Origin of the sequence: Pseudomonas sp. UBA6276 (assembly GCF_002438365.1) — a bacterium.
GTDB lineage: Bacteria > Pseudomonadota > Gammaproteobacteria > Pseudomonadales > Pseudomonadaceae > Aquipseudomonas > Aquipseudomonas coleopterorum.
Window position 1 is genome coordinate 6975 of sequence record NZ_DJUS01000090.1, and the last position, 12711, is coordinate 19685.

The window sequence follows — 12711 nt, forward strand, 5'->3', positions numbered from 1 at the left end:
GCCAGCACGTCAACAAGACCGACTCGGCCATCCGCATCACCCACTTGCCGACCGGCATCGTGGTGGAGTGCCAGGAAGAACGTTCGCAGCACAAGAACCGCGCCCGTGCCATGAGCTGGCTGTCGGCCAAGCTCAACGACATGCAGAGCAGTGCCGCGGCCAATGCCATCGCCAGCGAGCGCAAGCTGCTGGTGGGGTCGGGCGATCGTTCCGAGCGCATCCGCACCTACAATTTTCCGCAGGGACGGGTAACCGACCATCGCGTCAACCTGACCCTGTACTGCCTGGATGAAGTTTTGGCCGGCGGAGTCGATGCAGTGATAGAGCCGCTTCTGGCTGAATACCAGGCCGATCAGTTGGCCGCGTTGGGTGAATAGAACATGACCATCATTGCCAGCCTGTTGCGCGCCGCCGAACTGCCGGAATCACCGACCGCGCGCCTGGATATCGAACTGTTGCTGGCCGCCGCGCTGGGCAAGTCGCGCAGCTACCTGCACACCTGGCCCGAGCGTATCGTGCCCAGCGAAGCCGCTCATGCGTTCGCTGACTTCATGCGTCGTCGCCAGGCGGGCGAGCCGGTTGCCTACATCCTCGGGCAACAGGGTTTCTGGAAACTCGACCTGGAAGTGGCTGCGCACACGCTGATCCCGCGTCCCGAAACCGAGCTGCTGGTGGAAGCTGCGCTGCAGTTGCTGCCGCCTCGTTCGGCGCGGGTGCTCGACCTGGGCACCGGTACCGGGGCAATCGCCCTGGCCCTGGCGTCCGAATGCGGTGCCTGGCAGGTCACTGCCGTCGACCGTGTCGCCGACGCGGTGGCGTTGGCCGAGCGCAACCGGGTGCGTCTGAACCTGGGCAATGCTCGGGTACTGGAGAGCCACTGGTTCAGCGCCTTGCCGGGCGAGCGTTTCGACCTGATCGTCAGCAACCCGCCGTACATCGCCAGCGCCGACCCGCATCTGAGTGCCGGTGACGTGCGCTTCGAGCCTGCCAGCGCGCTGGTGGCCGGAGAGGATGGCCTCGACGATCTGCGCCTGATCATCAGCCAGGCACCGGGGCACCTGCAGCCGGGCGGCTGGCTGTTGCTGGAGCATGGTTATGACCAGGCGCCGGTGGTGCGTGAGCTGCTGGCGCAGCATGATTTCGAGCAGATCGAGAGCCGCGTCGATCTCGGCGGCCATGAACGCATCACGCTCGGACGGTTGCTGTGCTGACCGACCAGGAGCTGCTGCGCTACAGCCGGCAGGTGCTGTTGGCGCAAATCGATATCGAGGGCCAGTTGAGGCTCAAGAACAGTCGCGCGTTGATCGTCGGTCTGGGCGGGTTGGGTTCGCCGGTGGCGATGTACCTGGCCGCTGCAGGCGTCGGCGAGCTGCACCTGGCGGACTTCGATACGGTCGATGTGACCAACCTGCAACGTCAGGTCCTGCACGACAGCGCCTCGGTCGGCGTGAGCAAGGTCGATTCGGCCATCGCCCGGTTAAGTGCGATCAACCCCGAGATCGATCTGATCGCGCATCGCAACGCATTGGATGAAGATTCACTGAGTGCCGCCGTGACCGCCGTCGACCTGGTGCTCGACTGCTCCGACAACTTTGCCACGCGTCAGGCGGTGAACGCGGCCTGCTTCGCGGCCGGCAAGCCGCTGGTCAGTGGCGCCGCGATCCGCCTGGAAGGGCAATTGTCGGTGTTCGATCCGCGGCGTCCGGAGAGCCCCTGCTACCACTGTCTGTACGGTGAAGGCAGCGATGCCGAGCTGACCTGCAGCGAAGCTGGCGTCGTCGGCCCGTTGGTGGGCCTGGTCGGCAGCCTGCAGGCGCTGGAAGCCTTGAAGCTGCTGGCACAGTTTGGCGATGTACTGGTCGGTCGGCTGCTGTTGATCGATGCCTTGGGCACGCATTTCCGCGAAATGCGGGTCAAGCGCGACCCCAAATGCCCGGTCTGCAGCGCACGGCATGTCTGAAGCACCGATCGGCGTGTTCGATTCCGGTGTCGGCGGCTTGTCGGTACTGGGTGAAATCGAGCGACTGTTGCCCGATGAGTCGCTGCTGTATGTCGCCGATACCGGCCACATGCCCTATGGCGAGAAATCTCCGGAATTCATTCGCGAGCGTTGTGTCCAGGTCGCGCAATTTTTCCGCGAACAAGACGCGAAGGCCTTGGTGCTGGCCTGCAACACGGCCACGGTCGCTGCCGTGGCCGATCTGCGCCAACGCTATCCCGACTGGCCGATCGTGGGTATGGAGCCGGCGGTCAAGCCCGCGGCTGCGGCCACTTGCAGCGGTATCGTCGGTGTGTTGGCGACCACCGGTACCCTGCGCAGCGCCAAATTCGTGGCACTGCTCGATCGCTTTGCCAACGAAGTTCAGGTCATCACCCAGCCTTGCCCTGGGTTGGTAGAGCTGATCGAAACCGGCGATCTGCACAGCCCGGAACTGCGCCTGCTGCTGCAAGGCTATGTGCAGCCGCTGCTCGCAGCAGGTTGCGATACGCTTATTCTGGGCTGCACCCATTACCCCTTCCTGAAGCCGTTGCTGGCCACCCTGGTCCCGGCCGACGTAGTGCTGGTCGACACCGGGGCCGCGGTGGCTCGTCAACTGCAACGGTTATTGAGCGGCGGAGCACTTCTGGCCAAGGGTCCGGCACGACCTGCACAGTTCTGGACGAGCGGGTCCGTAGATATTTTCCGAAATGTCCTGCCGAAGCTGTGGAATTTTTCTGACAATGTGCAAAGATTCATGTTGTAAAAAAAATGTGAAAAAATCGATGTGTAACGCTGAACTTACGTTCCAACTCCGGTTTCTATAGCTTGTCCATTTTTTCGACAAAAATTCTTACAACTGCATTCGGTAGGATGTTTCTCATGAAGAGACTGTTCAGTTTGGCTGCGCTTGCAGCCTTGATGTTGGGGCAATCGGTAACCGCGAACGCGGCTGACCTATCGTTTTCTGCAGGTGAGACGGGCGAATCGTCCCAGGTCTACCGCATTGGTCTGCAATCCAATTGGGACAAGAGCTGGTTCCAGACCGACGTCGGTCGCCTGACCGGCTACTGGGACGCTGGCTATACCTACTGGGATGGCAAGGACTTCAAGGATAACCACAGCCTGTCGTTCGCTCCGGTGTTCGTCTACGAGTTCGGCGGTGGTTCGATCAAGCCCTACATCGAGGCCGGCATCGGCGTCGCGGCTTTCGCTCACACTCAGATCGAAGGCAACAAGCTGGGCTCCTCGTTTAACTTCGAAGACCGCATCGGCTTCGGCGTGCGCTTCGGCGGCGGTCACGAGCTGGGCGTGAGAGCGATCCACTACTCCAACGCCGGCATCAAAGAGCCGAACGATGGTATCGAAGCCTACACCCTGAACTACCGCATGCCGTTGTAAGCTTTTTCTCGGCCAGCATTGGCCGTCGCGCGGGCAGGGTCCTCTGCCCGCGATCGTCTTCCAGTACCTTTTTCTATTTGGCTTTGCGTGGCAGATTCTTGAACGCCGCCAAGGCACGTTTACGTCCTTGCTTCAGGTCCACGATCGGGCGGGGATAGCCGCTCTGCTTGAGTGCGTCGGCGGTCGGTGCATGGACCTGCTTGCGATCCAGTCCTTCCAGCTCGGGCAGCCACTGCTTGAGAAACACGCCTTGCTCATCGAACCGTTGCGACTGGCTTACCGGATTGAAGATCCGGAAGTACGGCACCGAATCGGTCCCCGTGGACGCGCTCCATTGCCAGCCGCCGTTGTTGGAGCACAGGTCTCCATCGATCAGGTGCTGCATGAAGAAACGCTCGCCTTCGCGCCAGTCGATCAGCAGGTTCTTGCTGAGGAACATCGCTGTGATCATGCGCAAGCGGTTGTGCATCCAGCCGGTGCTCACCAGCTGGCGCATGGCCGCATCGACAATTGGAATGCCTGTGCGGCCTTCCTTCCACGCCTGCAACTCACTGGGCGCATTGCGCCAGGGCAGGGCGGCGTACTCTTCGCGGAACGGCCGGTGCATCGACACTCGCGGATAGCCGACCATGATGTGCCGGTAGAACTCGCGCCAGATCAGCTCGCCGATCCAGGTCACCGCGCCGACGTTGCCGCTCTCGAACTCGCCACGGTTGCTGTTGAGCGCCGCGTGCAGGCACTGGCGCGGGGAAACCACGCCCGAGGTCAGGTAGGCCGAGATCTGGCTGGTTCCGGGGTGGGCCGGTAGATCACGCTCGACCTTGTAGTCTTCGATCGGTTGATCGGTGAAGGTGTCCAGGCGCTTGTGCGCCTCCTTTTCACCGGCAGGCCACCGCTTGCGCAGTTCTTCGTCGGGCGTGGCGAACCCTTTGACCTGGTCGGGAACCTTGTCTGCGGCGATGTGCACCGGCTTCTGCGCGCGAGGCTTTTTTGACAGCGCCGGAACGGACTGATGCAGGCGTTCGTAGCAGACCTTGCGGAACTGGCTGAAGACCTGGAAGTAGGTGCCGCCTTTGGTCAGCACGCTGCCCGGCGTGAACAATGCTTGATCGAGGTAGCGGTGCAGGGAGATGTCCGCCTTGGCCAAGGCGGCTTCCACCGCTTCGTCGCGGCGGTTTTCATTGACGCCGAATTCGTCGTTGCAGTGCACGGCTTCGATCTTGTGCTCGGCGCACAGCGCGGCAATCACCTTGGGCGCCTTGTCCCAGGTATCTGCCTCACGCAGCAGCAGTGGAATGTGCAAGGCCTTGAGGCTGGCACTCAGCTCCTTGAGATTGCGCAGCCAGAAATCGACCTTGTTCGGCGAGTCATCGTGTTCCAGCCATTGCTTGGGGCTCAACAGGAACACGGCCACGGTCGGGCCCTGTTCGCAGGCGGCCGCCAGGGCGGGGTTGTCGTGCACTCGCAGGTCGCTGCGCAGCCAGATCAATTGCATGGGGGCCTCATCGTTCGAATTCAGGGTTGCCGGTCGACCAATACGCCGGACGCTTGCAGCAATTGCTGGGCGTGCAACGGATCGGTCGCCAGGTTCAGGTCGGCCATCGGGGGAGGGCCGTCGCCCGCAGCGGCGCGGTGGATGAGCACGGCCGAGCCCACCAGCCATTTGGGACAGGCGCAGCCGACCAGCAGCCGACCCAGCGTGGCCAGGTTGAGCGCCTTGTCGGCATAGACCATGAGGGCGCGGGCTTGGAGTTTGTCGCACGCCAAGGCCAGTTCACCTGCCGGCAGCGGCGCGTCGAACACCTGCACGGGACAATCGCTGCTGCTGACGAGCCAGGCGCCCAGCCACAGGTACGGGTCCGGCGTGACGTCGGCCTGATTGACCAGCACCACGGGCGCACCGCCGAGTTGGCGGTTGTTGTGATAGATCCGCGTGCCCAACTTGCTGCGCAGCCAGCCGTGGAAAAACACCTTCTCCATCTGCCCACCGAACTGGCCGGCCCAGCGTTGCTCGAGATCGTTCAGCAACGGCAGCAACAGCTGCTCGCACAGGGTTGCCGGTGGATACAGCGCCATGGCCTGGTTGAACAGATCATCCAGCGGCCGCTCGGCCATGTCGCTGATGGCCTGGGCCAGTGTCTGGCGCAGTTGCTGCCAGTCGTTCTGCACCTGGGGCCTTGCATCGCGCGGCGCGTCGAGCAACTGTTTGACCTGGCTGACGGCAACGCCCCGGTTGAGCCAAGTCAACACATGGTGGATCCGGGCGATCTGCGCTGAGTCGTACAGACGATGGCCCTTCGCCGTGCGGTGCGGCACGATCAGGCCGTAGCGCCGTTCCCAGGCGCGCAGGGTGACCGGGTGCACACCGGTCTGCCGGGTGACCTCGCGGATCGGCAGCCAGTCGGTGCCGTTGGCGTCAGATGGCATTGCGCAAGCTCAGGTTTTCAGGGTGCGGTTGCAGGTAGGTCTGCTGGGCAATGTAAGGGTCCGGATGAATACGGAACAGGTGCTTGAGTAAGGTCATCGGCACCACCAGCGGAACGATGCCCTCGCGGTACTGATTGATCAGCTGTTGCAGTTCCTGCTTGTCCTGAGCATCGATATCGCGCTTGAGGTAGCCACTGATGTGCTGCAACGCGTTGCTATGGGTGCCACGCGTGGCACAGCGTTTGAGCGCCTGCATCAGCTCGCTGAAATAGCGCGGGCCGATCTGCTCGGCGTCACCGCGGCCCATGCTGCCCAACAGTTTGCCCAGCACCTTGTATTGCAGCGGGTTGTTGGCCATCAGCTGATATTTGAAGCGCGAGTGGAATTCCGTCAAGCCACGGCGCGTCAAGCCTTCAGCCAGCAACGCTTGCCACTGGGCGTAGGCGCCTACACGTACCAGAAAGTTTTCCCGCAACACCGGGTCGCACAGGCGACCTTCTTCTTCCACCGGCAGGTCCGGATGGCGTGCGCAGAAGGCCTGGGCATAGATACCACGACCACCTTCGCGCTGGGGGGCGCCGTTGTCGCGGTAGATCTTCACCCGTTCGAGGCCGCAGGAGGGCGACTTCTGCATGAAGATGTAGCCGCACAGATCGGTCAGCTCACCGGCCATCTGTTCGCCGTAGGCAGCCAACGGGGCGGTGACGTTGATGTCACGGTGCACGGTACCGACCGCTTGGGTGTGATCCTTGTCACCGACCAGGCGAATCGGCTCGCGGGGCGTCCCCAGACCGATGGCAACCTCGGGGCAGACCGGGACGAACTCGAAGTGCTCGACCAGAATCCGGCTGCACCAGCGCGATTCCTTGTGCCCGGCGTTATAGCGCACAGGCGCACCGAGCAGGCAGGCACTGATACCGATCTTGGGTTTGCTGACGCTGGGCTCTTGCATGACGGACCTCTTCTGAAACCTGTACATACTGACAACGCTGTACAGCATAGTTTCATCATAAATCCGGATTTGTACAGGCTAAATTCTTTGTACAGGTATTCGCAGGCGGAAAGCGGGGCTGCCTCTCACTGCCAGCCCATCTTCCAGGTCTGCATGTCCTGCAGCGCTTGCCACGGCAAGCGCTGGGCACGGTGGGTGAGGACCGCTTGCAGCTCTACTTCCAGCACGACGCCTTCGTCGTCGCAGAACACCTCGCTCACCAGAAAGTGTTTCTCGCGGTTGACCGGGCGTACGGCGGTCCACTTCGACAGCATCAGCTTGCGCGGATTGAGCCGGTGTCGAGCGTTCATTGCAGATGCTCGAGCAGGCGCCGCGCGGCCTCCTGGCCGCTGAGCCAGGCGCCCTCGACGCGGCCCGACAGGCACCAGTCGCCACAGACGTACAGGCCTAGGTCGGGATCGGCCAATGCACCCCATTCATGGGGCTGGGCCGGGCGCGCGTAGAGCCAGCGATGGGCCAGGCTCAGGCTGGGTGGGGGCATCGGGCAACTGACCAGTTCGGCGAAGGCACCGTGCAGCTGCTCGATGACTGCCTCGCGGGACAGGTCGATGTGCTGCTTGCTCCATGCGCTGGTGGCATGCAGCACCCAGGTGTCGCTGCTGTCCTCGCGTCCGGGCTTGCTGCCACTTCGCGCCAGCCAGTCCAGCGGGCTGTCCTGCACGAAGCAGCCTTGCATCGGGGTATCCAGCGGCATATCGAAGCTCAGTGCCACCGACCAGGTCGGGTCCATCTTGACGCCGGCCACCTGGGTGGCGAGCTTCGGTGCGCTGGCCAGTAAGGCAGTTGCCTGAGGCGCGGGCACAGCGAGCACGACATGGCTGTAGGGTCCATGGCTGGTGCCCTCGGCATCGAGCAGTTCCCAGAATTCTTCGCCCTTGAACACCTCGGCGATTCGGTAGGAAAAAAACGCGGGGAGGTCGGCAGCCATGGCCTTGGCGATGGCGCTCATGCGTGGCGTACCCACCCAGCGAACCTGTTCGTCGGGCGATGGGCTCAGGCGACCTTGCTTGGCGTTGTACAGCGAAGGTGACCACGGCTGTGCGCAGCCTTCGGCCTGCCATTGCTGGACCTGCGCCACGAAGCGCCGGTCGCGAGCGGTGAAGTACTGTGCGCCAAGGTCGATGGAACCCACCTCGCTGCGCTTACTGGACATGCGGCCGCCTACGCCCCGTGCCTTGTCGAAGAGATGCACGGTATGGCCAGCCTTGCGCAAAACCTGCGCAGCCGACAGCCCAGCCATGCCGGTGCCAATGATCGCGATGGGGACAGGCGCGGCAGATGAACTTCCAGCAGATAAACTCCCAGCAAATAAACTCATAGTGCCCTCGTAACAGCTTCGTAAGCGCTATGCACACGTGTGTTCGGAACAAACAAACCTGTACAAAAGTCTTAATAAGTATAAGTTAACGGGATCCTTTTCGCTCAGGTGTCCTATGGTTCATGAGAGAGCCCCGAGTAGGGAAAGTGCCTCTCTCTTGAAAATAGACTAGCGCTGCAGACGCAACGCCACATTGGAGAAAACCTTATGCACATATTGCTGACCGGCGGCACCGGGCTCATTGGCCGCAAGCTTTGCCAGCACTGGGTGGGCCAAGGGCATCAGCTGACCGTGCTCAGTCGCCAGCCGGGGCAGGTCAAACAGCTGTGCGGGGCCAGTGTGCGGGGCGTGGCGCAGCTTGAAGAAATCGGCGACGAAACGGTCGACGCGGTGGTCAATCTGGCCGGCGCACCGATTGCCGATCGGCCCTGGACGGCCAAGCGCCGTGCGTTGCTGTGGAGCAGCCGGATCACCCTGACCGAGCGTCTGTTGGCCTGGCTGGAAAGCCGCGCGCAACGCCCCGAGGTACTGATTTCCGGCTCCGCGGTAGGCTGGTATGGCGACGGCGGCGAACGCGAGCTGAACGAGACGTCGCAACCGGTCAAGGAAGACTTTGCCAGTCACCTGTGCATCGCCTGGGAAGAAACCGCCCTGCGCGCCGAAGCCTTGGGTATCCGCGTGGTGCTGGTGCGTACCGGGCTGGTATTGGCCAGCCAGGGCGGCTTTCTCAAGCGTTTGACACTGCCGTTCAAGCTGGGGCTCGGTGGCCCGATCGGCAGTGGTCGGCAATGGATGCCGTGGGTTCACATCGACGATCAAATCGCCCTGATTGATTTTCTCTTGCACAAGATTCAGTGCCGCGGTCCCTATAATGCCTGCGCGCCGGAACCGGTACGCAATCGCGAATTCGCTCGGCAACTGGGACGCGTACTGCATCGACCGGCTTTTCTGCCGCTGCCATCGCTGTTGCTCAAGGCCGGGCTCGGCGAGCTGTCGGGGCTGCTGCTCGGCGGCCAGCGTGCGCGCCCCGTGGCGTTGCAGGCGGCCGGGTTCACGTTTCGCTACAGCGAACTCTCTGCCGCGCTGACCGAACTGTCCCGACGGCTTTGAGCTCTAACCACAGAATCTGGAAATAGGATGCTGCATGACCGATCACGCCCTGCTGCTGGTCAACCTGGGATCGCCCGCGTCGACCCAAGTGGCCGATGTACGTAGCTATCTCAACCAGTTCCTGATGGACCCCTATGTCATCGACGTGCCGTGGCCGGTGCGGCGGCTGATCGTGTCGCTGATCCTGATCAAGCGCCCCGAGCAGTCAGCCCATGCCTATGCCTCGATCTGGTGGGACGAAGGCTCGCCACTGGTGGTGCTGACCCGGCGCCTGCAAGCGATCATGACCGAGCAATGGCGCCATGGCCCGGTGGAGGTCGCCATGCGCTACGGCGAGCCCTCGCTGGACACGGCATTGTCGCGTCTGGCCGGGCAGGGTGTGCAGAAGGTGACCCTCGCGCCGCTTTATCCCCAGTTCGCCCAGAGCACTGTGACCACGGTCATCGAGCAGGCTCGCAAGGTGGTGCGCGAGCGCAAGCTGGCGATGCAGTTCAGCGTGTTGCAGCCGTTCTATGACCAGCCCGAATACCTGGATGCACTGGTGGCCAGTGCCAAGCCCTACCTGGCGCAGCCCCATGATCATCTGTTGATGAGCTTCCATGGCTTGCCCGAGCGGCACCTGACCAAGATCGACCCGACCGGCAGCCACTGTCTGCGTACCGCCGACTGCTGCCAGAATGCCCCTTCTGAAGTGCTTGCCGTCTGCTACCGCGCCCAGTGCCTGCGCACGGCCAGCGCTTTCGCCGAGCGCATGGGGCTGGCCGAAGGCAGCTGGTCGGTGTCGTTTCAGTCCCGACTGGGCCGGGCCAAGTGGATCGAACCGTACACCGAGGCTCGTCTCGACGAATTGGCCAAACAAGGCGTAAAGAAACTGCTGGTGATGTGCCCGGCCTTCGTTGCCGACTGCATCGAGACCCTTGAGGAGATCGGCGACCGCGGTCGCGAGCAGTTCTGCGAGGCGGGCGGCGAGGAGTTGGTGCTGGTGCCGTGCCTCAACGATCACCCGCAATGGGGTGAAGCCTTGAATACCCTGTGCGAACGGGCGCCGTTGATGCTGTAACGGTCAGTCGAAAGCCGGGAGCGCCGCTGCGGTGCTCCCGGCCAGGCTCAGGCTTGAGTTGTCTTCTTCCAGTCGCCGTGCCCTGGCAATAGCAGGTTCAAGGCAATGGCCACCACGGCGCACAAGGCAATGCCCTTGAGGCCGAAATCGTCAGGCCCGGTCCCGGTGCCGACCAGCACACCACCGATACCGAACACCAACGTCACCGAGACGATCACCAAGTTGCGTGCCTCGGCCATGTCGACCTTGTGGCGAATCATGGTGTTCAGGCCCACAGCGGCAATGGAGCCGAACAGCAGGCACAGGATGCCGCCCATCACCGGCACCGGAATGCTCTGCAGCAGCGCGCCGAATTTGCCCACGAAGGCCAGGCTGATCGCGAAGATCGAGGCCCAGGTCATGATCTTGGGGTTGTAGTTCTTGGTCAGCATGACCGCTCCAGTCACTTCCGCGTAGGTCGTGTTGGGCGGGCCGCCGAACAGCCCGGCAGCGGTGGTGGCGATGCCATCGCCGAGCAGGGTACGGTGCAGGCCGGGCTTCTTCAGATAGTCACGTCCGGTCACACTGCCTACGGCGATCACGCCACCGATATGCTCGATGGCCGGCGCCAAGGCTACCGGAACGATGAACAGGATGGCCTGCCAGTTGAACGCCGGCGCGGTGAAGTGCGGCAGCGCCAGCCACGAGGCTGCAGCGATCTTGGCCGTGTCGACCACACCGAAGGCGAAGGACATGCCGAACCCGACCAGTACCCCGGCGATGATCGGCACCAGGCGAAAGATGCCCTTGCCGAACACGGCCACGATGATGGTGGTGAGCAGCGCCGGCATCGAGATCCACATGGCGGTGGTGTAGGGGATCAGCTCGGTGCCGTCGCCGGCCTTGCCCATCGCCATGTTGGCGGCAATCGGCGCCATGGCCAGCCCGATGGAGATGACCACCGGCCCGATCACTACCGGTGGCAGCAGGCGATCGATGAAGCCGGTGCCCTTGATCTTCACTGCCAGCCCGAGAAAGGTGTAGACGAAGCCGGCGGCCATAATCCCGCCCATGGTCTCAGCCAGGCCGAACTGGCCCTTGGCCAAGATGATCGGCGTGATGAAGGCAAAGCTCGATGCCAGGAACACCGGCACCTGACGACCCGTCACCAGTTGGAACAGCAGCGTGCCCAACCCGGCGGTGAACAGCGCCACGTTCGGGTCCAGGCCGGTGATCAGCGGCATCAATACCAGCGCGCCGAATGCCACGAAGAGCATCTGCGCGCCGGACAGTACTTGCCGCCACAGCGGATCGTTGAACTCGTCCTGCATGGGTCAGGCGTCCTTCTGCTTGGTGCCGAAGATCTTGTCGCCGGCATCGCCCAGCCCGGGGATGATGTAGCCGTGTTCGTTCAGGCGTTCGTCGATCGAGGCGGTGTAGATCTGCACGTCGGGATGCGCCTTCTCCACGGCGGCGATGCCCTCGGGAGCAGCCACCAGCACCATGGCGCGGATTTCCCTGCAGCCGGCCTTCTTCAGCAGGTCGATCGTGGCAACCATCGAGCTGCCGGTGGCCAGCATCGGGTCGATGATCATCGCCAGGCGCTCGTCGATCTCGGGTACCAGCTTCTCCAGGTAGGTGTGCGCTTCGAGCGTGTCTTCGTTGCGTGCAACGCCAACAGCGCTGACCTTGGCGCCCGGAATCAGACTGAGCACGCCGTCGAGCATGCCGATGCCGGCGCGCAGGATGGGCACTACGGTGATTTTCTTGCCGGCGATCTTTTCGACCTGCACCGGGCCGGCCCAGCCTGGAATCTCGTAGTTTTCCAGGGGCAGATCCTTGGTAGCCTCGTAGGTGAGCAGTGCTCCGACTTCCTGGGCGAGTTCGCGGAAGTTCTTGGTACTGATGTCGGCACGGCGCATGAGGCCGAGCTTGTGGCGGATCAGCGGATGGCGGATCTCACGGATAGGCATGGGGAAAGGCTCCGAACGGGCAAAAAAACGGCGGTAGATTAATCTATTGTATCGAGGTGTCCTATAGACATGCTGCACGTTAGTACATGAAACCTTGGATTGTGCTTGATTCGTGCCGGGTGTGTGCGTACCTTTGCCCGCTTTTCTTCCACCGCCCCCCTTGGAGAGCGCCATGTCCGCTGATCTCGAGCACATCCGTCAAGTCATGCGAGAGGCCGACTGCCTATATACAGAAGCCCAGGTCGAGGCCGCCATCGCCAAGGTTGGCGCGCAGATCAACGCTGAACTGGCCGAGCGCAATCCGGTGGTGTTCTGTGTGATGAACGGCGGACTGATCTTCTCCGGCAAGCTGCTGACTCACCTCAATTTCCCGCTGGAGGCGTCGTACCTGCACGCCACCCGCTATCGCAACGACACCCGCGGTGGCGACCTGTTCTGGAAGGCCAAGCCGGA

General features: G+C 62.7%; 15 protein-coding genes. 8 read left to right on the forward strand and 7 right to left on the reverse strand.

The genetic code is table 11. From position 1 onward, the window contains the following. From B2V21_RS10515 to B2V21_RS10535, 5 genes are all read left to right on the forward strand, one after another. Window positions 1–377, forward strand: a 377-nt coding sequence (locus B2V21_RS10515; RefSeq protein ID WP_286916808.1) for a peptide chain release factor-like protein, incomplete at its 5' end; no start/stop codon positions are given. Between the two features lie 3 nt (window positions 378–380). After that, entirely contained in the window at window positions 381–1211 is an 831-nt protein-coding gene (gene prmC / locus B2V21_RS10520; RefSeq protein ID WP_282349493.1) for a peptide chain release factor N(5)-glutamine methyltransferase, read from the forward strand. Continuing rightward, complete coding sequence (locus tag B2V21_RS10525) at window positions 1205–1960, forward strand: molybdopterin-synthase adenylyltransferase MoeB (protein WP_286916809.1); 756 nt, start codon at window positions 1205–1207, stop codon at window positions 1958–1960. The genes prmC and B2V21_RS10525 overlap by 7 nt, the downstream gene beginning before the upstream one ends. Next, window positions 1953–2744 carry a glutamate racemase gene (murI, locus tag B2V21_RS10530; protein WP_286916810.1) on the forward strand — a complete coding sequence of 264 codons (792 nt, stop codon included), beginning with the start codon at window positions 1953–1955 and terminating at the stop codon, window positions 2742–2744. The genes B2V21_RS10525 and murI overlap by 8 nt, the downstream gene beginning before the upstream one ends. Window positions 2745–2860: 116 nt before the next feature. Continuing rightward, a complete protein-coding gene (locus B2V21_RS10535) occupies window positions 2861–3379 on the forward strand; it encodes an acyloxyacyl hydrolase (protein ID WP_049861191.1) in 519 nt (172 codons plus the stop codon). A 73-nt stretch (window positions 3380–3452) separates the two neighbouring features. Here B2V21_RS10535 and phrB read toward each other — a convergent pair whose 3' ends face one another. From phrB to B2V21_RS10560, 5 genes are all read right to left on the reverse strand, one after another. Beyond that, complete coding sequence (phrB, locus tag B2V21_RS10540; RefSeq protein ID WP_286916811.1) at window positions 3453–4874, reverse strand: deoxyribodipyrimidine photo-lyase; 1422 nt, start codon at window positions 4872–4874, stop codon at window positions 3453–3455. A 20-nt stretch (window positions 4875–4894) separates the two neighbouring features. Then, on the reverse strand, window positions 4895–5806 hold the full coding sequence (locus B2V21_RS10545; RefSeq protein WP_286916812.1) for a MerR family transcriptional regulator: 912 nt from the start codon (window positions 5804–5806) through the stop codon (window positions 4895–4897). Beyond that, window positions 5796–6758, reverse strand: a complete 963-nt coding sequence (locus tag B2V21_RS10550) for a YbgA family protein (protein WP_286916813.1) — start codon at window positions 6756–6758, stop codon at window positions 5796–5798. Before B2V21_RS10550 ends, B2V21_RS10545 begins: the two co-directional genes overlap by 11 nt. A 125-nt stretch (window positions 6759–6883) precedes the next feature. Further along, complete coding sequence (locus B2V21_RS10555; RefSeq protein WP_122742539.1) at window positions 6884–7108, reverse strand: TIGR02450 family Trp-rich protein; 225 nt, start codon at window positions 7106–7108, stop codon at window positions 6884–6886. Continuing rightward, the gene (locus B2V21_RS10560; protein ID WP_286916814.1) at window positions 7105–8136 is read right to left on the reverse strand and encodes an NAD(P)/FAD-dependent oxidoreductase; all 1032 of its coding nucleotides are present in this window, start codon (window positions 8134–8136) and stop codon (window positions 7105–7107) included. The genes B2V21_RS10555 and B2V21_RS10560 overlap by 4 nt, the downstream gene beginning before the upstream one ends. Before the next feature lie 207 nt (window positions 8137–8343). Between B2V21_RS10560 and B2V21_RS10565 the strand changes: the two genes are divergently transcribed. Then, window positions 8344–9246, forward strand: coding sequence for a TIGR01777 family oxidoreductase (locus B2V21_RS10565; protein ID WP_049861197.1), 903 nt, complete (start codon window positions 8344–8346; stop codon window positions 9244–9246). Between the two features lie 34 nt (window positions 9247–9280). Further along, window positions 9281–10306 carry a ferrochelatase gene (hemH, locus tag B2V21_RS10570; protein WP_286916815.1) on the forward strand — a complete coding sequence of 342 codons (1026 nt, stop codon included), beginning with the start codon at window positions 9281–9283 and terminating at the stop codon, window positions 10304–10306. Window positions 10307–10353: 47 nt separating this feature from the next. On the opposite strand, the gene B2V21_RS10575 is transcribed toward hemH, so the two are convergent. Both B2V21_RS10575 and upp read right to left on the reverse strand, forming a co-directional pair. Next, window positions 10354–11616 carry a uracil-xanthine permease family protein gene (locus tag B2V21_RS10575; protein ID WP_286916816.1) on the reverse strand — a complete coding sequence of 421 codons (1263 nt, stop codon included), beginning with the start codon at window positions 11614–11616 and terminating at the stop codon, window positions 10354–10356. A 3-nt stretch (window positions 11617–11619) separates the two neighbouring features. Beyond that, complete coding sequence (gene upp, locus B2V21_RS10580; RefSeq protein WP_286916817.1) at window positions 11620–12258, reverse strand: uracil phosphoribosyltransferase; 639 nt, start codon at window positions 12256–12258, stop codon at window positions 11620–11622. A 172-nt stretch (window positions 12259–12430) separates the two neighbouring features. Here upp and B2V21_RS10585 point away from each other — a divergent pair. Continuing rightward, the coding region (locus tag B2V21_RS10585; RefSeq protein ID WP_286916818.1) for a phosphoribosyltransferase family protein at window positions 12431–12711 on the forward strand (281 nt) is incomplete at its 3' end.

Coding starts and splice junctions, on each gene's coding strand:
- prmC (WP_282349493.1), top strand. CDS start 381: ATGACCATCATTGCCAGCCTGTTGCGCGCCGCCGAACTGCCGGAATCA.
- murI (WP_286916810.1), top strand. CDS start 1,953: ATGTCTGAAGCACCGATCGGCGTGTTCGATTCCGGTGTCGGCGGCTTG.
- B2V21_RS10535 (WP_049861191.1), top strand. CDS start 2,861: ATGAAGAGACTGTTCAGTTTGGCTGCGCTTGCAGCCTTGATGTTGGGG.
- phrB (WP_286916811.1), bottom strand. CDS start 4,874: ATGCAATTGATCTGGCTGCGCAGCGACCTGCGAGTGCACGACAACCCC.
- B2V21_RS10545 (WP_286916812.1), bottom strand. CDS start 5,806: ATGCCATCTGACGCCAACGGCACCGACTGGCTGCCGATCCGCGAGGTC.
- B2V21_RS10550 (WP_286916813.1), bottom strand. CDS start 6,758: ATGCAAGAGCCCAGCGTCAGCAAACCCAAGATCGGTATCAGTGCCTGC.
- B2V21_RS10555 (WP_122742539.1), bottom strand. CDS start 7,108: ATGAACGCTCGACACCGGCTCAATCCGCGCAAGCTGATGCTGTCGAAG.
- B2V21_RS10560 (WP_286916814.1), bottom strand. CDS start 8,136: ATGAGTTTATTTGCTGGGAGTTTATCTGCTGGAAGTTCATCTGCCGCG.
- B2V21_RS10565 (WP_049861197.1), top strand. CDS start 8,344: ATGCACATATTGCTGACCGGCGGCACCGGGCTCATTGGCCGCAAGCTT.
- hemH (WP_286916815.1), top strand. CDS start 9,281: ATGACCGATCACGCCCTGCTGCTGGTCAACCTGGGATCGCCCGCGTCG.
- B2V21_RS10575 (WP_286916816.1), bottom strand. CDS start 11,616: ATGCAGGACGAGTTCAACGATCCGCTGTGGCGGCAAGTACTGTCCGGC.
- upp (WP_286916817.1), bottom strand. CDS start 12,258: ATGCCTATCCGTGAGATCCGCCATCCGCTGATCCGCCACAAGCTCGGC.